Source organism: Bradyrhizobium sp. USDA 4501, assembly GCF_054062115.1.
Window position 1 is genome coordinate 5066631 of record NZ_JBSSEX010000001.1, and the last position, 24949, is coordinate 5091579.

A 24949-nucleotide genomic window follows, 5' to 3' on the forward strand; every position below is an offset into this window, starting at 1 on the left:
TATCCCGCTGTGATCCGGTAAGCCCTCAAACTATGGGATCTTCGGTCTGGCGCAGAAATACGACCAATACGAAAGCTACTGCTGCAGCGCCCGGCAAACCAATGATAGCCGCAAAGTGCTTCTCTAAGACCTCTTGCCATGGACGAAAATCTTGAGCGACAACTAGGACGGTATAGGCGAATACCAAGGCAGCGGCTGCAACTACGAAAAGCGCAATCCAAAAGGCAGTTCTTCTTAGATGCCCGTCGCCATTGATCTCGGTATTCACCATACTCTCCAAGTTCGGTCGCCCGAAATCGAAGCCGGTCCCTGGACCGTCATTTGGTTCAGAAGCGAATGCGGCGGTTGCGCTCTATCCACCCTAAAGCCATAGGAAGTGAGCGACGCACGACCAAGAAATGACGGATGTGACTGACCAACATCGGCGCCCGATATTGCCCGCCAGGATGAGCTTCTCGCGAGAGATGATCGAACTCAGGCGGCGACGTTCAACGCCAAAATTGCGATGACCGCGGTTACGACTGCGACTGTCATGGTAACCGTCTCGAAGCCGACCCCCCAGTTTTTGTTCTCACTGAAGGCCCACCACAAAAGAGTCGATCCAAAAAGGATACAGGCACCGCCGTTAACGAAAGCGCGATGAGCCCGGATATCGACAACGTAAGAAGTAAGAACGGCTATTCCCAGGATCAGAAGCGCTGATCCTGTTATCACCGTCAAAGCAAATGAGCCATCTTTTCTGAGCCCGGGCATCACTGCTACTCCCATGATTGATCAGATTGGCGACGCGTCCCGATACAACTTTGGGGGTATCTCCACTACGCCGAATGTAGAGAGCTTGACAGTCCAAAGCGTACGGTAGAAGCCGCCAATTATCTTATCTGGGCAATACCATCTAGCGAGGCGCCGCACCGAAAAGCTGCTCGCCGAACTATCTCTATATGGCCCGCGGGAGGCAAACGCCGTCGCGTGCGGACGTTTCGTCGAATGGGTGTTTTCCGACGACCTCTACGCGTAAACCTCGTCGCGTGCAAGGCGTCGTACTCGTCTGCCAGCCTGCACTTCGATGGTCAGCGCGACCGCTGCGATCAGCATGGGTCATCTTTGTCTTCGCCAATGGGTCAGATAGGCGTACCCGCCGTGCGCAATCTCTATTCGATAGCCATAAACCAAGCCGCGATCGCCTCCTATTCGGAGTCGTCTACGGGTTTGGTTGCATGCGAATTGCGATAATTGGAAAAAGCATGATCTGAACGAGGAGGAGATTTTTATGCAAAAGTATTTTAGTCAGCACTTTCAGAGCTTGGTCCGAAGGTGTAGCCGGAGCAGGTGGCGCTAGAATAATCTGCGCATCGCTATGGTGTTCTTGTTCCCGTCTACACCAACTGCGGCGGCCTTACGGCGCGACGTGAAGCATTATTATCCCGACCAGCAGAGCAGCACCTAAGACCGCAATGCCAATACAGATGCGAGCCGCAGTTGAGTAAGAATGGAAGTGTGGTTGTTCGACCATGCCGCGCTCCTCTTCAAGCATCTTTGCTGACTTCTTTAGCTCGGCCGCCCGAGGATGAATAGCGGATGAGTGGCTAGGGAGCGACGGCCCCCCAGAGTAGGTAGGAACCTGATCCAATGTTGATGCTGTACCTTCAAACGTCGTTAGCCGTCACGGGCTGGTCGCCGTGGAGCATCAGGATCTGACGATGTCTAAAAAGACGGATAGCTTGCGCCCCGAAGTTAAGAGGCGCATCGCCCAGATCGAAAGTATGACGCTGGTCCAGATTCAACGGGTCATGATGGATTGTGTGTCCGAGCGGTCTGCTGGCAGGATGACGACATGTGAGGGCAATCCGCTGCGCCGAGCACTGAACAAACGGGTTAGCACCCTCAGACGAGAATTTGTCACGTAAGAGTCGCGAACTGGTCAGGCAAGACACTGACGTCGCACAACCGTAGCACACGCATTTAGCTGGGGGAGCCTAGATAAATGAACTCTTCTAGGTGGGAGTTGCCAGGCAAGCGATTTACCCGATGGTCCAAGCTGGACGACCAGCGGGTAATCGAACTGTGGGAAGCCGGGCGAGCGACGAAAGAGATCGCGAGTGAGCTAAAGCGCAGTGAGTCGGCCATCAGAGCCCGGGTCGCCACCCTTGCACGCCTAAAGAAACGACCCACGGTGGTGAGTTAGGATGAAGGAGCAGCGTCTTTTATTTGGGCTCCCTTGCTCTCCGCGATCCTAGTGACGACATGGGGGCGAACTCGGCGCATCCCACCCTTCGTCCGCCCGCATTAGATAGGCGACATGAAACAGCAGGTCCGAGCGGCGTTTCGCCTTGGATATTGAGCCCCGGGACGTCGGAGATATGGATCGGCTATGAGGAGCGACACATCGTCCTTCTTCTCGGTGAAAATCATCAGCGGTCACGTTCAGGTATTTGATTGCGGCCTAGTCCTGGCCTTTCACATACAAAATATGGTGGAGAAGCGCGCAATCCGATAGCTGTTGATACCCCTTGGTTTGCTGAGCCGGGTGATTTCTACGGCGGAGTTAGGCCGGAACGACGTCGAACTGGAGAGCTGCGAGCGGCCGGCGTCGCTGAAGCTGGCGTCCGCGTCTCTCGTTTCCGGCACTCAATAGCTTTGACGGAAGAAGCGCTTCTGGCCCAGATCACCGTCGCCAAATATACACAATGGCGAGCCGCCTTGCCGCCAGAAGTCGGCGAACCACATTCACGCTGTACCTCCTACAGAAGCGAGTTCACTTCGGTTCCGGCCCAATGCGCCGAACCGCACTCAAGTTGCTGATCAACTGTTGTGAACTCTTGGCATTCGCGGCGGAGGCGAATGAACGCCTCCCGGTTTTGGTAGTGGTTCAAATGAGTGCCAGCAGCTAGCGTCTCAACGATCCGTAGAACACTACGGACCCCGGAGTTGCCGCGATACGCCAAAACGGATTTTCGACTCGAAGGACCCTAGAGTCCACCGTGCTGCCGGAGCCCGTCTAAGTCAGGCCCGCGAACGACAGAAGGCAGAGAGGTTTGTCATCGACACCCGGTTTAGAAAGCTGGGGCATATTCAGTGTCCGGAGCCACGATACAAAACACCTGCGGACGAGCGACGCAAAACGCGACAAGCACAATCACCTGCGAATTGCGATACAAACCGCGGCGAACCGCGGAGGAGATTAGGTTATGGAGATCACCAACTTCGGACTCCCTGCCTTCATCGAGGACTTTCCGCCGAATAGTCCCGAATATGCCGACCTGAGCCATCGTTGGACCATCAACGTCAACGGCTGGATCCAGCAGGCGACTCCTGACCCAGCCTACTACTTCTACAATCCACCCTACACTGATATCCCTTTGGGCACGGAGGCAGTGTTGGTCGAATGGGTGGCGTTTCCGGGTCGACTTGACCAGTACTATTCCAAGACGCCGCCAGTCAGTCCACCGAACCCATACAATCTCCTCCAGACCCAGGTTTATGAACTGGCCGACACCGGCTATTACGATGCCGGTCGGAAAACGTTCGAGAACATTCCGGCGACGCTCTGTCCGCAGGCCGATTGGAGCGGAACGCTGAAGACGTTCGGACCATACGGCCCGCGCGGCTGGCTCGACGAATATTGCGAATGGTCGACGGTGCGCGATGGGGACGGCAATCTCGTCCGTGTCGATTTTGCCTGCGAAAACCCTGAGTACTGGAATACGATGTGGAAGGTGTCACAGGAGCGGGTGCGCGAGGTCTACGAACAGACGCTTAACCACGGGGCGCCAGTCGTAAACCAGATCAAGGTCACGCTCGACGAGCTTACGCTAATGGATTCGAGTGGCAATCCCGTGATTGATCCCGACACCGGCAAGCGCGCGTACAATCCGCTCAACAAATGGAATTCGGGGCCGATTGCAACGCGCGGCGGCGCCGATCCGTATGGCGGGGTTATGCATCTCACCAGTACGCCAAATACCTTGCAGACCGAGCTCGGCCTCGCCGGCGCCGCAACGGTGCAATACGTGCCGCCCCAGTTTCAAAGCGATCCGGCCAGCCGCAATAGCGATTCCCAGGCGCTGATCTGCTGCGGCAACTACGGCCAAGCATATCGTCACAGCGATCCAACCATCGGCCAGAGCGTCAATCAGGTGGTAGGCGGGCAATATGCTGGCGTGCCACTGCGCGCCTGCCTCGCCAATCCGGTCGGGCTCTATATCCAGGTGCCGGATTCGTCGAGATTCGCCTTTGGGCCCAACATCGAGGTCGGCGTCGACGTGCCCGGCGACGCCAAACCGATCGACATCTACCAGATTCTGCGTGGCTCGGCCGAGGTCGTCGATCCGGTCAGTCGGGCACCGTTCCGAGGCAACATGGTGCTACATGCGGCCGTGCAGATTCCAGGGAATTGGCTCGCCATGAATCCGAATCTCACGCTGGCCGACATGCTGATTAACGGTCAGCCAATTCAATGGGCCGGCCAAATTGCGAACCAATTTAAGATCGGCTTGTTCGCGCGGCCGCTGTCGGCGGACCGGGCTGCGCCGCTAGCCGATTGCTCCAGCACGACACCGACGCCCGGCGCGCCACTGCAGTGCGTGTGGGCAGGCTTGTGGGACGCAATGAGCGAAGTCAATGAGCCGTGTCCGACCGGCGCCAAGATGCCGCTCACCAGCAACAGCACCTTCATCGCGCCCTGGCTGCCGGCTGACGGTTCGGCGCAGAACCTCGTGCTGACCTGCAATCCGACCAGTGAGCCGGTCTCGGTACAGGTCCAGCTTGCCGACGGCTCGGGGCCGGATCCAAGCATTGCGGTTATCCTTCACAGCGCGACGCCAACCTTCTACGCGGTGCCGGGCAATTCCTATCCGGGCAATTATACGGTACTTGCTGTCACCGTAACGGTGCCGAGCGGCGTCAACCGCGGCCTGCGCGGCATCCAGATCACCCAGATCACCAGCAGAACCGTACTGGCTCTTCCGGCCGCGGTCTACATCACGGGCTAGAGCCATGGCTTACTGTTCGCGGACACTCGTCCTCGCCGCCGCTCTGTTCGCATTCGCGCGCGGCGGTCCGGCGCTGGCCCAACCGACTGACACCAATCCCTGCGGTGCCATCGGCGTGACCCAGGTGCAGCCAAAGCCGATACTGCCAACTTATTTCAGCGCCGCCTCGAAGAATCAGATCGCAGCAGACTGCTTCGCCTGGCAGGAGTTCATTTACCTCAACTGGAAGGCCGACCCGAAGGTTTCGGGGACGCCCGATGCGAATACCCCGTGGGCGAGTTTCGGCATGCCGGGCGATACCTCGGCGACGGTCTGGGAAAGCTTCCTCTCGGCGAGCCAGGCGTTCACGCAATCGGACGCGCGCGCCAAATCGGCTTGGCATGACAAGCGTCCGTCAACGAAAATGCTGTTCAATGTGTCGAAGCTCGGAGATGCTGTGCTCGAAAACATCGGCCAGGCTGGCAATGGCAAATGGATCACCGACCAGCGCGGCGTTCCGGCGTTCTATGAGATCCTGTTGAACGAGGACGAGTACGCCTACATCACCACCAATGTGTTCGACGATTCGGATCTCACCACATTCGCCGGCCAGCGCGCCTGCGCCTCGCAGCAGGGCCAGGGCGGACGCGGAGGCTTCAATCTGCCAGCCGGAAATGCGCAAGGCAACACAGACGTCGATTGCAAGGGCAAGGTCGCTACCTATGGCCAAGGAGTCGGCGCCATCGAGATCAAGGCCGCCTGGGTCGCGCTGCCCTCGGACGGTTCGCTCAACTACCGTTACAAGACGACGTTGGCTGAATACACCCTGCCTGGCGGAAAGCCTGTTCAGGCGACCATGGGCCTCGTCGGCCTGCACATCATTCACAAGGTGCCTGGGGCCAACCAGTTCGTCTGGGCAACCTTCGAGCAGATTGACAATGATCCCGATGACAACAACGGCAATCCGGTCGCGCCAACCTTGCCGCGCAATCCCAACCAGAAACAACCTCCAGGCTATACTTTTTTCAATGCGAACTGCAATCCGCAGACCGACATCTATTATCGCTGCAAGCCCAACACTCCTCCGGGCGACGCGTGTCCGATTGGCAAGCCGCCGACGCTAGACTGCTTTCCCTATTCGGCGCCGATGCAGATCACCCGTATCACGCCAGTGGACTCGCAGGCGAATTCCGTCACTGATTATGCTTGGAAAATCCTACCGGCGGATTCGGTGTTCAACTATTACCGCCTGATCGACGTGCAATGGCCAAACAGCCCGCAGCCAGTACCGCCGCAGAGCAGTGTACCGCTCTCGACCGGCGACATCACGCCGTCGAGCGGCAGTCACATTGTGGCCAACACCACACTTGAGACCTACTTACAGACCCAGAAGTCATGCATGGATTGCCATCAATCCGCCAGGATAAGCAACCCATCGCAGCAAATAATCGCTAAAGTTGCCGGCCGCCGGCTGCGCCGCGTGCTGGTCGCGCCGCCCAAAGTGCGAATGGGTGCAACTGATAATCCGGACTACGCGTCCGATTATTCCTTCGTATTTACTGTGGAAACGAACCGATGAGCTGAGAGCAGTCCAAGCCCACACAGCGCCACGTCCAGGCAGGCCAGAGCAGCTCTGATGAAATCACCGAAGGCAGGCATGGGGCCGCCGGCACGTCGATACACGGCTTCGACAACTTCGGCCTGCCGGTTTATCGATGTGTCACCCGACGCGCGGGACTCGCGCGTGTCGCCATAGCTAGGAAGGCTCGTTGTACACGGTTCGAAAGCGACCGCCCAACGGCACTTAGACACGGCGTCAAGCCCTGAGTTCGGATCGTGCGCCAACCTTCAGTCTTCCCCTGTGGCCCGAAGACACTGCGCCGGGGATGTGCTCTTCCGGCAAAACTCGCTAGCGGTACAGCTTCCGTCAGCCTTCGTTACCTAAAAATATCGAACCATAAAGCCTTAACCTAGGGTATAAGATTCCTCGTCGGCTGAGGAGCGCCGCCCATGAGCATCAACCCGGCTCGAAACCATACCATTCTCATCGCCGACGCGGCGGTATCCGTCGTCAATGTGGCTTGCACAGCATGGCGGCTATATGTGCGGGCAAACAGAGCACCCCGAAACTTCGATCAAGAAAGGCGCGCGCAATGGCCTACTCCATCCGTCTTCGATGGCCTGATGCGCTCAGCGCACTTGCGCCGTGATGATTGAGGTGGTCCGTCACCATGTCGCCGCTCATCGTTATAGTCGCTTCGACTTTTTTATGGTCGCGAGCGACGCACTGGATGTTTGAGGACAACCGATCTTAGGGTTGTCGATATTGTCCACATCATGCCCGGCATGATCCATCGCATTGAAGCCAAGGCTGACATCACTCTTGTAGAGGTCTCCACTCCGGAATTGGATGATGTAGTTCGACTTGAAGATGACTGGCACCGCGGAAACGGCCGCCTTGAATCCGAACATTCGAGCGAACGGTGAGTGGACCATTTGACCACTGCGGCCGCTCATGAGCTATCGCCAAATTTGGTGAGGCGAGGCCAGTCAGACGAGATGATCAGCCGGCTCCATTACAGCCACAAGACGGTCAACAATGCTTTCCTCGCACTTGGCGTCTTCCTCAACGGGCGCCTTGAAGGCGCGATGACGTTCGGCCCGTCGATGGACAAGAGCAATATTCAAGGGCTGGTGCGCGAGACGTCATGGAACGGCTTCCTCGAATTGAACCGGCTGGCGCTCTCGGAGGCGCTCCCGCGCAATAGCGAGAGCCGCGCGCTGGCAATCGCCATGCGGATAATCAGGAAGAATTACCCGCACATGGGTGAGTGATTTCGTTCGCCGATGGATGCCAGTGCGGCGATGGAACGATCTATCGCGCGGTGGCCTTCGTGCTGACCGGCATCAAATTGAACAAGAGTCTGTTGCGACTACCCGATGGCTCGGTCACGCACAAGACGGCAAGTGACGGGAAAGAACCGCGCCGCGCATTTCGCCAAGACTGGCGGGATCATGGTCGGGTTAGGGCGTGCCGCTCGACAGGCTATCGAAGTGATCACGACGTACTTCCGCTGAGCACATCATGCCATAGAAGTTTGACGGGGCCGGCCACTGCGCCGGCCTCTCGCTTTTGGTCGAATCACTCCGAACTGATAGAGTAGACGATCCGAACGATCGAGGAGCAAAGCATGATTGCCATGAGAGTTTTCGAGCGGAACGGGCACCAATGCCTAGAGAAGGTTCGACAAATCGGCCCAAAAACCCTTGAGCTCGTGGGACACACTGCCGAACCGTATGGCGGACCTTACGTGAAACGTCTGACATTGTGGGGCCTTCTGCAATGGGCTACCACATTTCCCGAGCAAGTAACATTGATCCCGGCGGTCGCCCGCTAATTTGTGTCGCGCGGTCGGACAGGACGCCACGTCCGCGACATCAGCGGATCATTTCGATCATCGTATACGGCCACAAGCTCGCCGGCCTTCAGCCCGAGGCCCTTCAAATCGGCTTCGCGGAGTTCCGAATTCACGATCGTTGCATCACCGGCGCTGGCAGCCAATGACGCCTTCACGGCTTCCGCCATCACATATCGAAGCTTGCCGTCTTTGACGACGCCGACCGAAACCATCCACCCTCCTGCCATCTCAGTTCTAGCCTATGAAGAGAGCTTCTGCTTTCTAGTCGGCTGTGAACAAGCCTGTAAGCGATTGAGGGGGAATCTGTTTTTGGGATTTGATGGCGTTTGAGATTGCAGGGATTTGAGGCTTGATGGCCGCAAACCTTGCAAATTCGTTTTGTGGATTCCTCTCTGCTGTGAACCGTGCTTCTGTGGTGCATCGGAGGGACGATGCGGCCGAAGAAGCACAAGACGACGGGATCGAACGATCTGTTCCGGGCACGGCTGGACCAGATCATCAACATGAAGCACGAGCTCGTTCTGCTTGCCGGCAAGATCGACTGGGACTGGATCGACGGCGAGATCGCGCCGCTCTACAGCGAGAGCGGCAGGCCTGGGATCGAGACCCGCTTCATGATCGGGCTGCTGTTGCTCAAGCACATTTACGGGCTGTCCGATGAGGGGGTGTGCGAACGCTGGGTCCACGATCCGTACTTCCAGCTCTTCACCGGCGAAGAGTTTTTCCAGCACGTTTTCCCGCACGAGCGCTCGGACCTGAGCCATTGGCGCAAGCAGCTCGGCGACAAGCTGGAGCGGTTGTTGGCCGAGAGCCTTCGGGTGGCGCACGAGGCCGGTGCGTTACGCAGCCAGGGACCTCAAGCGGGTCACGATCGACACCACAGTGCAACCGAAGGCCATCAGCTTCCCGACCGACGCCAAACTGCTGCATGCAGCGATCCGGGGGCTGAACCGTCTGGCGAGGAAGCACGGGGTCAGGCTGCGGCAATCCTATTGTCGCGTGGCAAAAAGCGCGGCGATGATGGCGGGCCGTTACGCTCACGCCAAACAGTTCAACCGGCATCAGCGGCAGCTGCGTATCCTGCGCAGCCGGCTGGGTCGGATCATCCGCGACATTCGTCGCAAGATCGAAGGCCAGGCGACGCTGGAGGAGCGTTCGCCCTTCCGCTTGGTCGGGCCACGCAGATCCGATCGCAGCAGCAGCGCCAGCGCGGCTTCAAGCTCTATTCCTTCCATGCCCCGGAGGTGGAATGCATCGGCAAGGGCAAGGCCGCCGCACCTTACGAGTTCGGCGTGAAGGCCTCCATCGTTACCAACAATCGCCGCGCCCCCGGCGGCCTGTTCGTGCTGCATGCCAGGTCGCTGCCCGACAACCCTTACGACGGTCACACGTTGCGGGACGTTATGGACCGCACCGAGACACTCACCGGCTGCGCGATCGAGCGGGCCTATGTCGACAAGGGCTACCGCGGCCACGACGCGCAAAATCCCCGCCGCGTCTTCATCTCCGGCCAGAAGCGCGGTGTCTTCGGCGCCATCAAGCGCGAGCTGCGCCGCCGCTCCGCCATCGAGCCCATCATCGGACACCTCAAGGCTGAAGGACACCTCGGCCGGTGCTACCTCAAGGGCCGCGCCGGCGATGCCGCCAACGTCGTCCTCTCAGCCGTCGGCCACAACTTCCGTCGCATCCTCGCCTGGTTCAGAGAACTTTTGCGCCTATTGTTGGTCTCGCTCTGGCACACGCTCAACTGCCCAGCTCAGCTCAATCCGGCTTCTTAACGGTCGACTTTCTAGGTGGCGGACCAGTCGCCATAAGCTCCGCAATCGCGGCGAGTACGGCGCCGGTTCCGATCTTCCCCTCCGACCACCCTCTGAGCGCTGCTATAGCGTTCTTCAAAGCCTCGTCACGGGTCATGCCATGATCTCCACGGCGTGCCGCTGTTAATGCGGCCTCAAGGGCGACGGAGAAGGAAGCGCGGGTGGAGGGAGGTCCACCCGCGCAGGCTTGACGGCTCGCAAGGTGCAGCGCGAATGCATGAGCAGGCAAGCCCGTACGTCTCCTCGCAATTCGCGTGCCAGACGATCATGATGCCACGCGCTCGGCTTATCATCGCGCCGTCAGAAAAGCGCACGGACGGCGGGGCCGCCGACCGTGCGAGTTGCGATGCGCGGCTTGGCCCTCACGAGGTCAGTCAGTCAGAGAGCCAAGCCATGCATGGCTCAGCAACCCGCGTGCCAGAAGATCAGAAAGAGGAGGGAAGCAAATTGCGCGCTATCACAGCACGCCAGCTTACTGCTCGTGGGAGCTTCCGGACATCATGTCGTCAATCCGACGCGGTTGAACGAGATCGAACGTGCCCTAGTCGCGCCGAGGCCGCCCAGGGATCGGATCAATCTCGTCATCATGCACAACGATGAGCTCTCCAGGCTCTAGGCCCAAAGTTTGCAACATCCCATTTTCGAGCGGGCAGTTGACCATTGCGGCCTTTGCGCCGCTATCTTTCAAGGCTAGCTTCACGGCTTTCCTTTGGTCTGCGACTGCGACCGCGTAAGTTATGTGCCTGTACTCGTCGTCGTCTTCGTCGTCTTCCTTGATGGCGACTGTTACTAACCAACCATCCATATTGCTGCGCTCCGGAAAGGATCGCCTCGGTCACCTCATTGCATGAATGTTGCGGCCGCAAGGACGGCCAGCGAAGCCAGTCCCAGCAAAATGACGCAAGCTATGTACGGGAGGTCGCCGCGCACTACACAGCTCCAGCACTAAACGGAGCGTGCATTCCAACACAAACCAACGATCTATGCTCCGCAACCTGACACGGAAATACAAGGCCCACACCTACCAGCTTGCGTAGGTATCGGTCGCACGGGTCAGCGATCCATTTGCTGGCGCACCACTAGAGCGGTTTCCAGTTGAGGTGAATCGGAACAGTCAAAGGGGATTCCCACGGGCACGCAAATCAGATTCGGTGTTGCCCGCGACAACATGCGGGGCATGCGATGGCGAAGGGATACTCCAAGGACCTCAGGGTGCGTGCGGTTGAGCTTGTTGAGTCCGGCGAAAGCGCACGTGAGGCTGCGCGCATTCTCAATCTCGGCGCTTCGACTACGATCCGATGGATGGATCGTTGGAGGAAGACCGGAAACGTTGAGGCCAAGCCCGGCACCGGGCACAGCCGCTCGCCGTTGGAGCAGCACAAGCAGTGGCTGGTCGAGCTGATCGCCGCGGAGCCGGACCTGACGCTCGAGGAGATCCGCGCGCGTCTGCGCTCTCAGAGAAAGCAAAAGGCCGGCATCGGTTCGATCTGGCGTTTCTTCGACCGTCACAGCATCACCTTCAAAAAAAACACTGCACGCCGCCGAGCAGGATCGACCTGACGTCGCTGCCGAGCGTGCCGCGCTGAAAGCCGAGCAGCCCAAGCTGCGTGCACCGCGCCTCATCTTTATCGACGAGACTGCGGTCACGACGAAGATGGTCCGGCACTATGGGCGCTCTCCTCGCGGTGAGCGCCTCGTCTCTGGCGTGCCCCATGGTCACTGGAAGACGCTGACGCTTGTCGCCGCGCTGCGCATCGATGGCCTCACGGCGCCCTATGTCATCGACGGTGCAATGGATGGGCCCTCGTTCCTGGCTTATGTCGAGCAAGTCCTGGCGCCGACCTTGCGCAAGGGCGACATCGTCTTCATGGACAACTTGCGCACTCACAAGATCGCCGGTGTCCGCGAGGCGATCGAGGCTGTCGGCGCCCGCGTGCGTTATCTGCCGGCCTACTCGCCCGACCTCAATCCAATCGAACAGGCCTTCTCCCGGTTGAAAGCTGCGCTGCGCAAAGGCGCCACCCGCACGGTCCAAGCCCTGCTCAAACTCATCGGCAAACTCGTCAAGTCGTTTGCGCCGCAGATGTGTGCCAACTACTTTAGGCATGCTGGATACACCAGATGATCCACATCATGTGGAAAATGCTCTAATCAAGGCCGATGCCAATCGGCAGAAGGGGATCGAAGGCGATAAGGGACTTCCGCCGGAGGCTGCCGGCCGAGCAATCGATGAGTATCTGGCTGTCCTCGATGATGCTGCTTTCGGAGCCGCGACCGAGGTTACCCCGAAGTTCGTATCGCCCTCCGACCCGGCGGCGCGCTGGACGGGGGCGCACGGCGGCCAAGCGTTTTTCGCCTATTCGACGAACTACCTGATCGACATCGAGAATGCGATCATCGTCGATGTTGAGGCAACGACGGCAATCCGGCAGGCGGAGGTATTGGCCGCTAAGCGCATGATTGAGCGCTCGCTGGAGCGGTTTGATCTCTATCCGAGCCGGCTCCTCGGTGACAGCGGCTATGGCTCGGCCGAGATGCTCGCCTGGCTGGTCTATGAGCACGGCATCGAGCCGCACGTTACAGTCTTCGACAAGTCGGCCCGCACAGATGGGATCTTCCCGCGCGACGACTTAACCTATGACCATGCTGGGGACATCTATCGTTGCCCTGGTGGCAAAGTTCTTACCACGACCGGAACGTTGGTGAATGATGGTGCCACCATGCTTTACCTCGCCAGCAAGCGCGATTGTGATCGATGCGCATTGAAGGCTCGGTGTTGCCCCAAGCAGGCTTCACGGAGAGTGCCGCGCTCGATCTACGAGGGCGCTCGCGACATGGCGCGCCAGATCGCGAGATCGTGGGAGGGAGGCACCTCGCGCCGGCTCCGCAAGAAAATCGAGATGTTGTTCGCGCACCTCAAGCGCATTCTCAAGCTCGACCGTTTGCGTTTACGAGGTCCAAACGGCGCGCGCGACGAGTTCATCCTCGCAGCCACCGCCCAGAACCTTCGAAAGATGGCCAAGCTGATCCCGATGCCCAGCCCGAGGCTCGCATAGGGTCGGTAGAGCAGTTCGGCCACGTCGCGACGGAGCTATTACAACGAAAACTGCCGGCCTTTTTCAACGGAATCGGCCCCATGAAGAACGACCTGCGGAACATCTATCTGGCCCCACACCGGGCCGAAGCTGAAACCGCGATCGACGTCTTCGTCGAGAAATACCACGTCAAATACGAACGTGCGGTGGAGTGCCTGATCAAGGATCGCCACGCGCTGCTCGCCTTCTTCGACTTCCCTGCTGAGCACTGGATCCACCTAGGCAGCTCGAACCCGATCGAGAGCGTCTTCGCCACGGTGCGCCACCGAACGGTGCGGACCAAGGGATCGCTGTCGCAACAAACCGCGAAGCTGATGGCGTTCAAGCTCATCGACGCCGCGTCGAAGACCTGGCGGCGATTGAAGAGCACGAACCAGTTGCCGAAAGTCATCGCAGGTGTAAAGTTCATCGACGGAATCGACGTCATTCCGAACACTGAAAGCCACGCCGCCTGATCAGGCCGCGTCACCCAAAATCAGCCATAGCTCGCACAAAGCAAAAGCAAACATATGCTCCGGACCGCGAACCGGTGGGTCCTTGCGTATCGGTGTTCCGTTTCCGACATAAAGCCGTGGCTGTGAATCGGCATCCAACATTTAACATTGACCCCGCACCGCTTCCGCCCGGCAGCGGCGATTTAGCCAAGGATCCTATGTGCCATTTCTCCTCCACTCGGCATCTCTTCCAACGACCGCCGTCCCCAGATCATGCGTGTCCATGTCTCCTCTCCACCTGGCGCGATCTTCTCAATTGTCACTGGCGCATCGGCAATGGCGACCGGCCACCCCTTCAGAGCGGTGAGCCACTTGCTGTTGAACACGGTCTCTTGATATCGAAAACCTTCATCGGGCAGGATGACGACCGTCATCGCCCTGGGGTGGTGCCGCGCATACCACTGCGCCACCAAGGCCGCTGCTCCGCTCGTTGGACCCATAAAGAGCGCATGGTCCCGACAAAGTTGGTGCGCCGCGGCGAAGGCCGGCAGAGCGCCAACCCAATGGACCTCATCAACCAGGCCGTGGTCCAGATTGCGGGGCAAAATCGAGTTACCAAGCCCGCGCAGCAGCCGCTGTCCGGGCGGATGGCCGAACAGCACACTGCGAGGTGTGTCAACGGCGAGGACGACGAGGTCGGGAAAGATGTCGCGCAGGATAGCCGCCGTGCCGCACAGGGACCCTCCGGATCCAGCGCAGCCGACGAGACAATCGACCTGACCGACCTGGCGTACGAACCATTCAGCTAGCCTGCCATAGGCACAGCAATTTTCGGGATTATCATACTGTGCGGGCCAGAACGTTCCCGCATGTTCTTCGCGGATCACCTGTAGCCGTTCCAGACGACGGCTCTGAGCCCCCGAACCGTCCGGATCGTCCACGACATCTAGCCGCGCCCCGAGTAGTCTCAGTCGGCAGCGGAGCGTTCGATCGATCAAAGTTTCGGCGCTGATTAGGGTCAAACCATAACCATGCGCCGCCGCGATCATGGCGAGCGCCAGGCCGAAGGTACCGGATGTCGTCTCAACAATATGACCGCCGGGTGCAAGGTGCCCAGAGGCGCGCGCACGGGCAATCATAAAGCGGGCCGGGATAAGCTTCATCAAGGGAAAGCAGGCAGCGAGAAGATTAGGGGCGAGACGCGCTGGCCGCGGTGTTTCGTAGGCAGCAAGAAACGTGTCGGCGCTGTTCACGGGGAGATGGCTCCATTCGCGTACGTAGCGAAGACCGTAACGTCCTCAAATCCGGAATGTCTGAGGCGGTCGGCTACTGCGTTGGTTCGTTCAATCACGCCCAATTCCTCCGCCGGAAACAGGATGCCCATTAGCGTGCCACTATGGGCCACTTGAAGCCCGCAACCGCCGACTTCTGCTGTCAAACGCAGCATGTCGTCAAAGCGGGATTTGGAGAGATGGCGCTGGCTAATTCGGGAACTCGCGGTCGCCACCCACCCGAGTAGGCGCGCATTCTGTCGTTTGATCGCCTGGGCGGCCAGGCCGCGCAAACACCGAAATTGTTCAATCTCACGCGCATCGTAACGGGCCGGCGGCAGATGCAACGTGTCGACTGGCTGGTCACTTGGATGCCTGACGCCCACCACCAGGAATGGCGGACACTCGTCGCCAAAATGCTCGATGACCATCCCTTCGCGCTGAGCAAACAACACCGCTCGGCCATCATAAGCGGCAGGATCGCTGGCGCCTTCGGCCGCCACCGCAAGTTGCGATACCGTCGCGCAGGAAAATGCCTCCCCCGCTGAGGCCGCCGCGGCGCGGATCGCCGCAACGACATCGGCGGTCGAAGAGCCGTAGCCATGACTCGCGGGAATGTTGCTTTCAATCGTGAGATCTCCTCCATATTGGACAAACCCGAGATGTTTGAACGTTAGTGCGATCGCCCGCGCGGCCTTAGTACGACCGATCGGCGATATCTTGATCTCAGCCGTATTCCGTGGCCGAAAGGTCGCGACCGAGTGCCGAGCTGGAAATGGCATCGTGATAAGGCCGCGATGAAGGCGTCCATCGTCAGCTTCGAATACACCCTGCAGCAACTCACCGTGATGACCGATTGCACGGCCAACACCGACATGCAGCAAGTACCTTGGTGCAAACTCGTTCACAGGACCAGAGCCTCGAGCGCCTTCATTTGTTAGAGCATCGCCCGCACCCATGACACCCGCTCATGGCACGACGGCCTACATAATTGCAGGTAGCTCATTTGGGTAAAGCTACCAGAATTGGGGAGACACGGGTTCTCTGAGCAGCCCTAGCATGAAACTTTCGGGCTATGGGCGCTGCTGCGGTAGCTGGTTCGCCGGAACCACATTCTAATAAACGTGTAATCTCGAGCGCGTTGACTTTGGAGCGGCAACGTCCCCGGCTTGTGAAGAACCGCTCGACCGCTTGCGGAAAGCTTGTAGCTCCGCGGTTCTTTCGCGAAGCGTTCGATGTGCGAGGCTCCGCCGATTGCGCGCTCAAGCTTCCGCGCGAATGAGAGCGATCTCCGCCGTCATGGCGACACCATCAAGCTGCCGTCAGTGGTCATGAACGTTTCGATGCCGTCAGCGCGCACGACGACAGTGTCTTCGACCTGAAGGCCGCCCCAGCCTGCCTCGTAATACGGTGTCTCGACACACATGACCATCCCCTCCTCGATGAGGTCAGTACTGCTCGGCGTGAGATCGGGCAGATCGTAGCCATCGATCCCGATGCCATGTCCAACATGTGAGCGTGAAAAGTGATTGATGCCCTCTTTTCGCGTGACATCGACGGCCCTCAAGAACACGTCTGCTGCCTTGACACCCGGTTTTATCATCTCGAGTGCGGCCTGAACGCCGCGATGCAGCGCGCGATGATACAGTTTAGTTCTTGCCGAGGGTTCTCCGAACACGGCGATGCGCGCGATATCGGCGCGGTAATGCCTGAAGCGCCCACCGACATCAAACCGAATGATGTCGCCATCGACCAGGCGAGCGTCAGACGGCTGCACGTTGGGCATAGCACTGCGCGTTCCGAAGCCAATACAGCCGAGTACCGGTTGACAATCGCTGTCGACCGTCTTCCGGTGAAACGCGCGCGCCATCTCAATCTCGGTGATATCCGTTCGCGCTTCCGCCAACGCGGCTTGGATCGCGCGCTCAGCAACCTGAGCGACGTGTCGCAATCGGCTAATCTCCTCCGTAGTCTTGACGGCGCGAACCGTTCTGAACAGGGCGCAACCTGGGACGAGCGTCGCGTTTGGCAATAGCTCTTGCAGGCGCTCCCAATTGCCCGGCAGCAGTCCAAGCTCGTCAATCGCAATACGTCCCTTGGCGACGCGCGCATCGATAAGTGCCTTGGCGAGCGCCTCGAGTGGCGTACCATCATCGGGTAGGCCGAAGAGGCGCAGGAGTTTCTTATCAAGGCCACTGCGCACTCCTTCTGCGCGATCCATCTGAAAGTAGCCAAATCTGCGGACGTTGGGCACCCAGATATCCTGGTCAGCAAGAAGATCTAGCAGAGCGGTTGGGGCGACCACCGTAGATCGCTCCGGGCCTTTCCGGGGAATGACGACGTACGTCTGTGGACCCCTTCTAATCCACTGTGATAGTGCCCAGTACCCACTTGCGTAGGTCACGTTCTCTGGCGAGCTTGCCACCAAAGCGTCAACATTCTCCAGTCCCAGAACTGCTTGGAGACGATCCAGATTGATAAGTTTGCCGGAGTGCCTTGACTGCAAAAGTGTCGCCATTGAACAGCTTTCCGGCTGACAAGTCGGCTGGAGTGCGTCCCAGCATTGTATCGTGCACGGTGTTGCCAACCCAGCGGGCGTCTGTATTGTCACCGCGCGCTTCTCGGTGTGCTATGCTGAAGCCGACCTTCGTCATGCTCTCTAGCTCAATCGGGGGACCGCGCCGAACGTCGTCGTACACGTCATACAAGCGTGGCGGCAGCCTGAAGGACCATCGACCTCGCTACCGTCGCCTTTCACCTGTGCAGCGTTGCGAAGCTGATCGACTAGCGCCCCTCCGCAGCAATGCGACCGACGTTTCATTAACCGGAGTAGCAACGAGCGTGCCAAAGCGTCTGTCGATGCTAGCTGCCGATATGATCGCGAGAAACGTTGGTTCGAACGATAGTCACGGGTGTCCGAAAGCTGACAGCGGACGCGGCTGTAAGATAGCGGACAAGCGGCGCTCGGTCCATGCGTGACCAACGTACTGGGAAGAACGGAGCCGATCGACGTGCCGGAGCTTCGTTGCCCTCGCCAGCGGAACTGGACGCAGCTTTTGTGCTGCTCTCGCTCGGTCAAGATCATCGCGCAGGTTGGAAGCGGCGCTTAGGCGTCTTGTGCAGTTGTAGACTTCAGGCACGAGCTCGCAGACAAGTCGGGTTGATTTTAGTCAAGGGCATCCGACGCACTCTCAGGTATTGATAGACGACTATCGCTGGAGGCGAGCCGTTGTTTGAAAACGTGGCTCGCATCATCAAACGGTGAGGAGCAGGGCGCTGGGAATATCCTAGCACTTCGGCGGACGGCTAGGAGACGGAATGACGACCTACCAACGGGTGACGCTGGGGCTGGGCGCTCTTGGCTTCATCGGGACTTGGATACTCGGTGCATCAGCCTTGGGCGCGCGGTCGAGCAAATGCGGGCGGCCGTCCGAGAAGAGATCGACTAGGAACGCGAAAAGTTCATCGACAAAATCGATGAGCTAGAGCGGCGTTTCGATGCAGACCAAAAAACCCAAGACCACAATTTCGGAGAGGTTGGTGCAGCCATGCGACGGTACATCGCCGACGTCGAGAAGAAGGTCCGCAAAGTCGAAATCTACGGGCGCGACAACTACGTGAAGAAGGACGAGTTCGTGCGCGCGACGGATTCAATCCGAGCCGACATCAAGGCCCTTGGAGCAGAGATCAAAAGCGATCTCAAAGGGCATGCAAAAAGAACTGATCGGCAAGGCGTCGTAGATCGAGCCCGGCCCGATTTCGAGGGGGGAGGGCGTGCGGAAAAATGCGCGGGCAGATGGAGGCACCGCCCGCGCGAAGTTGGCTACGCCGAGCTTGGTCCTCTGGGGGTAAAATGAGCAACCAAGCCCGCCGACTTTCCCGCAACTCGCGTGCCAGCCGCTATGTCAGGGGGGGGGGGGGCGCGCCAAGCAAAAGCGTGCGGACGGCTGCATGGACCGCCCGCACGTAGTTACGCTAAGCAGGAGGCTTGGCCCCTCGGGAGGGTCATTCAAGAAAGACCAAGCCGTGCCTGGCTCAGCAAGCCGCGTGCCAGACATTCACACGCGCCGCGAGAGGCCAAAACGGCGCGCTTTTCACACGCGCGCCGCTACTGTTAGCGTGGCTTTTCGAACGGGAATGCTGACAACCGGACACTGCTGGACGAGATCGGACGCGCATCTAGTGATGTCGACGTCGTAGCGACATGAGTGGATCAATTTGCTCATCGTGCACGACCATAAGTCTACCAGGTTTCACGCCGAGCCTTTGCAGCTGCTCCTCTTCGATCGGGCAGTTGAGCATTGCGGCCTTTGCGCCGGACTCAGCTATGGTCATTTTCACCGCTTCCGCCGGGTCAGCGACGGCAACCACGTAGGTTATGTGCCTGAATTCGTCGTCGTCGCCGTCTTCCTTGGGCACGGCGACCGTCACTATCTAACCATCCATGTTGCTGCGCTCCCAAGCAGTGGCCGTGAGCGACCATCCAGCAATTTCGGAGCCATCGGATAGGCATGTCATCAACCCTGATTGCGCACGGTGGACCCCACCAATACTGGCAGCTAGAGCGGAGCTCCTTCGACGTTCATGCTAATGAGCCATCGTAAGCTTCGGGACTAGCGTCGCCCGGTCGGGAGGCCTGGCAATGGACCCCGTTCGAGCAATCCAGCGTCTCCGCACTTTCAACGCTGCATCGGAGACGGATGACGATATCGATGGCGCGAAGGCTGCGCTCGAAGAGATAAAGGGCATTGCCGATCTGGCCGACACCTTGATCAGTGTCAGGCTCGGGAGAGCGCTACCTGTCATCCGCTTAATCCATCACGATCCGGACGATAAAGATGCGCAGGTGACAGACATTAAATTTAGCCTCGAATATGGACCACATCACCATAGGTGGTGGGCCTACGTAACGATCTCTGACTTTGATGTAGTCCAGCAAGGCACTGAGCTTCGGAGAATTGGAGAATTCTCCGAAGGTCTTCGGCAAGGATTTGTGGGGCTATCGACGGGGCTCATGAAAAAGCCGCCCGGAACGGCCTGATCATCGCGCCGAGACAGTGTGTGGCATTAATTCGAAGTCGGAATCGCCAGCAAGTTTCGTTTGGAACGGCCGGATGCGTGACGAGCTCCTGAATGAGACGCTGTTCTTCGGTCTCGACGATGCCTGGGCCAAACTCGCGGCATGGGTCGTCGACTACAATGGCGAACGCCCCCATTCCTCGCTGCAATACCTCACGCCCGCGGCCTACGCCGCCTCTCTCACCGCAACGGGCGCTCGGCTGCGCAACCCCGACCAGCTCCGCCGATCGCCCGTTGCTTCCACCGCGCCGCAAGGCGTACAACTGATCTGCCACTGAACTTTCATCCAGCGGCAGTTAGAGTCTCGGTGGTCGTTGCATCAATCGCAAGCGGCTTAAACTCTACCCCCGATGAGCCAGAGCCTCCCTTCTCGAAACGCCTGATCAGTCTCAAATTTTCTGACGACGGACACCCAAGGTTCGGTGTGGAGGGAGAAGGTTCCCGGAATACCGTCCGGCACACCACCCGATTCACAGCCAGCGTGTCCACTGGCTGCGGAATTGCAGAGGCTCGATAGCTCGTGGGCGACGCTTCCCGAGGCGCAGCAGGATGCGTAGTTGGATAGTGACTGTCGCCATCGAGAAAGACGGCGACGACGATGAAGAGTACCGGCACGTAACTAACGCGGTTGCAGTCGCTGACCAGATCGAAGCCGTGCAGCTGACTATTGAAGACAACGGCGCCAATGCCGCAATGCTCAACTTCTACCTGAAATGTTGCAAAGTCTCGGCTTGAGGCCAGGTGGGCTGATCGTCTTACACGATGGTGAGATTGATCCAATCACCTTGCGTCCTCGGCATCAGCTGCACGTCTCCATCGCGTTCAACGGTGTCGGATTGATGACGTGCCTGTCCGGAAGCTGCAACAGCACTTAGCTGGCGCGGTTGTCTCTCACGACCTCCCGCTGAATCCGTCAAAATGGCAACAGCGGACTCACGATTCCGGTATGCCCGCCAAACGGATTCCGTCACAAACAGGCTTGCCCCTGACGAGAAAGGTCAGCTTATCACTCGATGCGCCGTCGCGAAAGCGGCAAACAGTAAGGGTCGGATTAAGCGAGAGTCCTGCCTTTGTAGCAGCGCTGGCCGGCATCTTTAAACGTTCGGGTTGGCCGTGGAATGTCCGCGTGGCCCAATGTTTGGACCGGCCGGCGTTGGGCGCCGTATAGCGCGCTACTATAGTTAGTGGCTGCGCTCCGATTTGATTGTGAGTTCCGCGCTCGCTATTGATGCGATTCGCGATAGGGAATGGTAGGCTCACCTCGTGTGTTTCATGTCGTTGTTGTCCGGGACGCGCAGGCGATGTATGTCCTTGCTCTAGTCACCCAAAAAGGAGGAAGCGGCAAGAGCACGCTGGCGGTCGGAATCGCAGTGGCCGCGATGGGAAACGGGGAGCGCGTCGGAATTGTCGATGCGGATCCACAAGGGACGATCTCAAAATGGACAGAGCGGCGCGGGCACCCCTTTCCGCGGGTCGTTCGGGTCGCCGATCCCGCCACAATAGAAGGGGCGCTCGTCAGTCTTGAATCTGAGGGGATCTGGCTTACAGTTATCGATACCGCCCCCACGTACAATGCAGTGGCTATGCGTGCCATCGCGAGTGCTGATCTTTGCCTGATGCCGGTGCGTCCAAGTCTGGCCGACATCGAAGCTGCGATACCTACGCTGATTGCCATTCGTAGGCTCAACCGCCGATTTGCTTTCGTGCTCAATCAGACGCCACCGCGGGGTTGCCGCTTGAGTGAAGCTGCAACGTCGCTCAATTCGCTCGGGGTGCTTGCGCTTCCCTGTATCGGACAGCGCAATGACCACCAGGATGCGCTTGGGGCAGGATTAGGCGTGACCGAGTTTTCCCAAGAGGGAAGAGCCTCGGAGGAAGTTCGCGAGCTATGGCGCTGGGTCTTAAGGAAGCTTGTCGAGGGGGCATCAGATCATGAGCCGCACGCAAGAAACGAAAAAGCGGCGTGGTAGGCGGACGCGCTGCGTGCGACGCTCGCTCGTGGAGCTTACCGCGGCGGCGAGCCGAGCCGTTGACGATGGCCTCTTTGTGTTGTCCGGCGGGGTTGCTGCTTCCAATCCGCGATCGGAGCTCACAGGCGCGAATACATCTGATCAAACGATCCTTGCAAGGCAAGCGACGGCTCCGAGTCCCTTTGCGGCGCTTGAATCTCGGAATGCGGCAGTGCCGCGCAAGTACGAACTCCCAGATTCCGACACTGCCATCGAGAGAATGGTGGAGATTGGCAAGGACAATCAAGACAGAGCTTTTGAAAACATCAAAACCGGACTGGATGTTGCGCTGGACCGTGCAAAGGACCTCGCCGAGACCCGGGTGGAAGGTGAAGCGGCGTCAAAAGTCGGTCCCATTCTTGAAAACGATTTGCGCTGACGATTATGACGTGTATTCCAGGCGGACGGGTATAGTGTCGGATTAATCCATGTGTCCTCAGACTACTACATCGCGACCTTTGAAACGAATAAGCGACCAAGTCGCTGGTCGTGGGAAATTTGCCGCCATAGCAAGCCCATGGGAGTCAGGATCACGGCTGATGGATTTCGGTCAAGGATGGCAGCAGAGTATGCGGGTGAGCGAGCACTGGCGGATTTCCTGAATTTGCTCGCGAAAGAAGAATGGCGCGACCGCTCTAGGCCGCAGCCAAAGAACGGTAACAAGGCCTAGCTAGGTGGGCCGTTCCGAAAGTACGTGGAGCTAGCGCTACACGTCCTAAGCAATCTTGGTCGCGAATGCCGAAAACGGCAGCGATTTGCCGGGGGGCTTTGATTGAAACGCTCCCCCGCTACCAATAATCAGTTGCTTAGCAAGTGTTTGCGCTGATGACGAGGGAGCGCGTCCGCGCCGCGGCCTGGCAGTCCGCCAACCATCATGCTCTCTTCGACGGCTGCCGCATTGGCGCAGCCCGATCATGAAGCGGGTCTCGATCCCCGGCCTGCCCTTCTCGCTGCAGAGCGGGGCGATCTCGCCATCGATCCAGTCCCAGTCGATCTTGCCGGCAAGCAGAACGAACTCGTGTTTCATGTTAATGATCTGGTCCAGCCGTGCCCGGAACAGATCGTTCGATCCCTTGTGCTTCTTCGGCCGCATCGTCCCTCCGGTGCACCACAGAAGCACGGTTCACAGCGGAGAGGAATCTACAAAACGAATTTGCAAGGTTTGCGGCCATCAAGCCTCAAATCGCTGCAATCTCAAACGCCGTCAAATCCCAAAAACAGACTCCCGCTCAATCGCTTACAGGCTTGTTCACAGCCGACGGAGCTATGACGGAAACTGGGTGATGACGGCCTGAGATAGGCGGCGTATCGAGGCGGGTGTCGAGCCTGCCAGAACCTCTCAAGGAGAGCGATACGCCATGAACGAGACTAGCAATATTGTTGCACTTCGTCAGCCCGATGAGATCGACGATGTCAGTAGCTCGTGATCTGTCGCCTGTTTGTAGCTCGTGAAGTGTCGTGTTTTCGGTGCTCCGGAACAAAGGGGGCGCGATGGGCACGGCATCCATTCACGAGGGTGTACGACGGATGCGGTTTTCAGATTTGCTGGATCGGACGGAGGCGAAGGAACTGACGCAGGAGGCAGCATCGGAGGTTCTTGGGATCAGTGTTCGGACGTTTCAACGCTGGGCGGAGCGCTATGAGGCGGAGGGCGACGACGGGCTTGTCGACCGCCGGCTGGGGCGTCGTTCGCCACGGCGGGCGCCGGAGGAGGCGCTGGAACGGATGCTTGCGCTGTACCGGGACAAGTACGCGGACTTCACGGTGAAGCACTTCCACGAGCAGATGCAAAAGCGGCACGACTATGTGCTGGGCTATACGGTGACGAAGCTGGCGCTGCACGCGGCGGGGCTGGTGCGGAAGGCTCCGAAGCGTTCGGCGCACCGCAAGAAGCGGCCGCGGCGGCCGCTTCGGGGCATGCTGCTGCACCAGGACGGATCGCGCCACGTTTGGATCGAAGGCCTGCCCGCGAGGGACCTGATCGTCACGATGGACGATGCGACCAGCGAGATCTACTCGATGGTGCTGGTCGAGGAAGAAGGAACGGCCTCGACCTTCCAGGCCTTGCGCGAAGTGATTGGCGAGCATGGCCTGTTCTGCGCGCTCTACACCGACCGCGGCAGCCATTATTTCCTGACCCCAAAAGCTGGCGAGAAGATCTCGAAGACGCAACAAACCCAGGTGGGACGGGCTTTGTCGCATCTTGGGATCGAGCATATCGCAGCCTATTCGCCGCAGGCGCGCGGGCGCTCCGAGCGGGTGTTCGGCACCTTGCAGGACCGGCTGCGGAAGGAGCTGCGGCTTGCCGGGATCACGACGGTTGAGGCTGCCAACGCGTGGCTGAAGGCGCATTACATCCCCGGGCACAACGCCGCGTTTGCGATCAAGCCCGAACAGGAAGGCACGGCATTCGTGGCCGATCGGCATGAGGCCTGGCGCGAGGCGCTGTGCGTGATCGAGGAGCGAACCGTCGCCAACGATAATACCGTTGCATGGAACGGTCGGCGGCTGCAGCTGCCGCAGAGCCGGCTCAGGCCTCACCTCGTCAAGGCTGTGGTGCGCCTCCATGAGTATCCCGATGGCACCGTCAGCGTGTTCCTTGGACCGCATCGATTGGCGAGGTTTGCGCCTGACGGACAGCAGATCAGCCCCGACGCGCCTCAGCCTGGCGGCGTGCTCGGAGCCGTCAAGGACAAGCCCTGGCGGGCGCGCAAGCGCGCGTCCTTGACCGCTCCTGCGCGCGCCGCCGTCGAGAAAGCGCGGGTCGGGACGGAGAAACGGGCTTCAAGTCGAACAAAGAAACTCACCCACAGGGCTAAAACCGCCACAACAGCCGTGGCATGATCAATCAGGGA

General features: G+C 59.1%; 18 protein-coding genes and 5 pseudogenes. 14 read left to right on the forward strand and 9 right to left on the reverse strand.

Going from position 1 to position 24949, the window contains the following annotated elements:
- Window positions 1-25: 25 nt before the first annotated feature.
- On the reverse strand, window positions 26-271 hold the full coding sequence (locus ACVWZM_RS23010; protein WP_456854990.1) for a hypothetical protein: 246 nt from the start codon (window positions 269-271) through the stop codon (window positions 26-28).
- A gap of 203 nt (window positions 272-474) precedes the next feature.
- A complete protein-coding gene (locus tag ACVWZM_RS23015) occupies window positions 475-753 on the reverse strand; it encodes a hypothetical protein (RefSeq protein ID WP_456854991.1) in 279 nt (92 codons plus the stop codon).
- 2435 nt (window positions 754-3188) lie between these two features.
- Between ACVWZM_RS23015 and ACVWZM_RS23020 the strand changes: the two genes are divergently transcribed.
- The 3 genes from ACVWZM_RS23020 (at window position 3189) to ACVWZM_RS23030 (ending at window position 7805) form a co-directional block, all read left to right on the forward strand.
- The gene (locus ACVWZM_RS23020; protein ID WP_456854993.1) at window positions 3189-4991 is read left to right on the forward strand and encodes a hypothetical protein; all 1803 of its coding nucleotides are present in this window, start codon (window positions 3189-3191) and stop codon (window positions 4989-4991) included.
- Between the two features lie 4 nt (window positions 4992-4995).
- Window positions 4996-6549: a hypothetical protein gene (locus tag ACVWZM_RS23025; RefSeq protein WP_456854995.1), complete on the forward strand. Its 1554-nt coding sequence runs from the start codon at window positions 4996-4998 to the stop codon at window positions 6547-6549.
- A gap of 908 nt (window positions 6550-7457) precedes the next feature.
- Window positions 7458-7805 carry a Mom family adenine methylcarbamoylation protein gene (locus ACVWZM_RS23030; protein ID WP_456854997.1) on the forward strand — a complete coding sequence of 116 codons (348 nt, stop codon included), beginning with the start codon at window positions 7458-7460 and terminating at the stop codon, window positions 7803-7805.
- A gap of 559 nt (window positions 7806-8364) precedes the next feature.
- Here the strand turns inward: ACVWZM_RS23030 and ACVWZM_RS23035 are convergent.
- Complete coding sequence (locus ACVWZM_RS23035; protein ID WP_456854998.1) at window positions 8365-8601, reverse strand: hypothetical protein; 237 nt, start codon at window positions 8599-8601, stop codon at window positions 8365-8367.
- Window positions 8602-8820: 219 nt separating this feature from the next.
- Here ACVWZM_RS23035 and ACVWZM_RS23040 point away from each other — a divergent pair.
- Window positions 8821-10167: pseudogene (locus ACVWZM_RS23040) on the forward strand (IS5 family transposase).
- Between the two features lie 580 nt (window positions 10168-10747).
- Here ACVWZM_RS23040 and ACVWZM_RS23045 read toward each other — a convergent pair.
- A complete protein-coding gene (locus tag ACVWZM_RS23045; RefSeq protein WP_253639179.1) occupies window positions 10748-11011 on the reverse strand; it encodes a hypothetical protein in 264 nt (87 codons plus the stop codon).
- Between the two features lie 377 nt (window positions 11012-11388).
- Here ACVWZM_RS23045 and ACVWZM_RS23050 point away from each other — a divergent pair.
- The 3 genes and pseudogenes from ACVWZM_RS23050 to ACVWZM_RS23060 all read left to right on the forward strand — a co-directional run.
- Window positions 11389-12331 (forward strand): IS630 family transposase gene (locus ACVWZM_RS23050; protein WP_456854999.1). Its coding sequence is split into 2 segments (ribosomal slippage): window positions 11389-11727 and window positions 11729-12331, totalling 942 coding nucleotides; the frame shifts between segments, so codons are not numbered across the junction.
- 10 nt (window positions 12332-12341) lie between these two features.
- Window positions 12342-13262, forward strand: a pseudogene (locus ACVWZM_RS23055) (transposase); the annotation flags it as partial.
- Between the two features lie 80 nt (window positions 13263-13342).
- Window positions 13343-13756 (forward strand): annotated as a pseudogene (locus ACVWZM_RS23060) (transposase); the annotation flags it as partial.
- Window positions 13757-13938: 182 nt separating this feature from the next.
- Here ACVWZM_RS23060 and ACVWZM_RS23065 read toward each other — a convergent pair.
- From ACVWZM_RS23065 to ACVWZM_RS23075, 3 genes are all read right to left on the reverse strand, one after another.
- Window positions 13939-14988 (reverse strand): PLP-dependent cysteine synthase family protein, encoded by a 1050-nt coding sequence (locus ACVWZM_RS23065; protein ID WP_456855001.1) that lies wholly within the window; start codon window positions 14986-14988, stop codon window positions 13939-13941.
- The gene (locus tag ACVWZM_RS23070) at window positions 14985-15914 is read right to left on the reverse strand and encodes a GHMP family kinase ATP-binding protein (protein ID WP_456855002.1); all 930 of its coding nucleotides are present in this window, start codon (window positions 15912-15914) and stop codon (window positions 14985-14987) included. Before ACVWZM_RS23070 ends, ACVWZM_RS23065 begins: the two co-directional genes overlap by 4 nt.
- A gap of 389 nt (window positions 15915-16303) precedes the next feature.
- On the reverse strand, window positions 16304-17524 hold the full coding sequence (locus ACVWZM_RS23075; protein ID WP_456855003.1) for a M24 family metallopeptidase: 1221 nt from the start codon (window positions 17522-17524) through the stop codon (window positions 16304-16306).
- Window positions 17525-18554: 1030 nt separating this feature from the next.
- Here ACVWZM_RS23075 and ACVWZM_RS23080 point away from each other — a divergent pair.
- Window positions 18555-18863: a hypothetical protein gene (locus ACVWZM_RS23080; RefSeq protein WP_141343409.1), complete on the forward strand. Its 309-nt coding sequence runs from the start codon at window positions 18555-18557 to the stop codon at window positions 18861-18863.
- Between the two features lie 322 nt (window positions 18864-19185).
- Here the strand turns inward: ACVWZM_RS23080 and ACVWZM_RS23085 are convergent, their stop codons facing one another.
- Complete coding sequence (locus ACVWZM_RS23085; RefSeq protein ID WP_456855004.1) at window positions 19186-19437, reverse strand: hypothetical protein; 252 nt, start codon at window positions 19435-19437, stop codon at window positions 19186-19188.
- A 211-nt stretch (window positions 19438-19648) separates the two neighbouring features.
- Here ACVWZM_RS23085 and ACVWZM_RS23090 point away from each other — a divergent pair, with 211 nt between their 5' ends.
- The 5 genes and pseudogenes from ACVWZM_RS23090 to ACVWZM_RS23110 all read left to right on the forward strand — a co-directional run bounded on the left by ACVWZM_RS23090 (window position 19649) and on the right by ACVWZM_RS23110 (window position 22473).
- A complete protein-coding gene (locus tag ACVWZM_RS23090; protein ID WP_456855006.1) occupies window positions 19649-20047 on the forward strand; it encodes a hypothetical protein in 399 nt (132 codons plus the stop codon).
- 61 nt (window positions 20048-20108) lie between these two features.
- A pseudogene (locus ACVWZM_RS23095) lies at window positions 20109-20363 on the forward strand (integrase core domain-containing protein); the annotation flags it as partial.
- A gap of 286 nt (window positions 20364-20649) precedes the next feature.
- Window positions 20650-20820: a hypothetical protein gene (locus ACVWZM_RS23100; RefSeq protein WP_456855007.1), complete on the forward strand. Its 171-nt coding sequence runs from the start codon at window positions 20650-20652 to the stop codon at window positions 20818-20820.
- 566 nt (window positions 20821-21386) lie between these two features.
- Window positions 21387-22055 (forward strand): AAA family ATPase, encoded by a 669-nt coding sequence (locus tag ACVWZM_RS23105; protein WP_456855008.1) that lies wholly within the window; start codon window positions 21387-21389, stop codon window positions 22053-22055.
- A gap of 13 nt (window positions 22056-22068) precedes the next feature.
- Window positions 22069-22473, forward strand: a complete 405-nt coding sequence (locus ACVWZM_RS23110; protein WP_456855009.1) for a hypothetical protein — start codon at window positions 22069-22071, stop codon at window positions 22471-22473.
- A gap of 525 nt (window positions 22474-22998) precedes the next feature.
- Here the strand turns inward: ACVWZM_RS23110 and ACVWZM_RS23115 are convergent.
- A pseudogene (locus ACVWZM_RS23115) lies at window positions 22999-23187 on the reverse strand (IS5/IS1182 family transposase); the annotation flags it as partial.
- Between the two features lie 434 nt (window positions 23188-23621).
- Between ACVWZM_RS23115 and ACVWZM_RS23120 the strand changes: the two are divergent.
- Complete coding sequence (locus ACVWZM_RS23120) at window positions 23622-24938, forward strand: ISNCY family transposase (protein WP_456855011.1); 1317 nt, start codon at window positions 23622-23624, stop codon at window positions 24936-24938.
- The last annotated feature ends 11 nt before the right edge of the window (window positions 24939-24949 follow it).

Bases quoted from the DNA above. Each gene is read 5' to 3' on its own strand.
- ACVWZM_RS23035 (WP_456854998.1), bottom strand. From the start codon at position 8,601: ATGGTTTCGGTCGGCGTCGTCAAAGACGGCAAGCTTCGATATGTGATG.
- ACVWZM_RS23015 (WP_456854991.1), bottom strand. From the start codon at position 753: ATGCCCGGGCTCAGAAAAGATGGCTCATTTGCTTTGACGGTGATAACA.
- ACVWZM_RS23010 (WP_456854990.1), bottom strand. From the start codon at position 271: ATGGTGAATACCGAGATCAATGGCGACGGGCATCTAAGAAGAACTGCC.
- ACVWZM_RS23025 (WP_456854995.1), top strand. From the start codon at position 4,996: ATGGCTTACTGTTCGCGGACACTCGTCCTCGCCGCCGCTCTGTTCGCA.
- ACVWZM_RS23075 (WP_456855003.1), bottom strand. From the start codon at position 17,524: ATGGCGACACTTTTGCAGTCAAGGCACTCCGGCAAACTTATCAATCTG.
- ACVWZM_RS23080 (WP_141343409.1), top strand. From the start codon at position 18,555: ATGCGACGGTACATCGCCGACGTCGAGAAGAAGGTCCGCAAAGTCGAA.
- ACVWZM_RS23045 (WP_253639179.1), bottom strand. From the start codon at position 11,011: ATGGATGGTTGGTTAGTAACAGTCGCCATCAAGGAAGACGACGAAGAC.
- ACVWZM_RS23120 (WP_456855011.1), top strand. From the start codon at position 23,622: ATGCGGTTTTCAGATTTGCTGGATCGGACGGAGGCGAAGGAACTGACG.
- ACVWZM_RS23105 (WP_456855008.1), top strand. From the start codon at position 21,387: ATGTATGTCCTTGCTCTAGTCACCCAAAAAGGAGGAAGCGGCAAGAGC.
- ACVWZM_RS23020 (WP_456854993.1), top strand. From the start codon at position 3,189: ATGGAGATCACCAACTTCGGACTCCCTGCCTTCATCGAGGACTTTCCG.
- ACVWZM_RS23090 (WP_456855006.1), top strand. From the start codon at position 19,649: ATGGACCCCGTTCGAGCAATCCAGCGTCTCCGCACTTTCAACGCTGCA.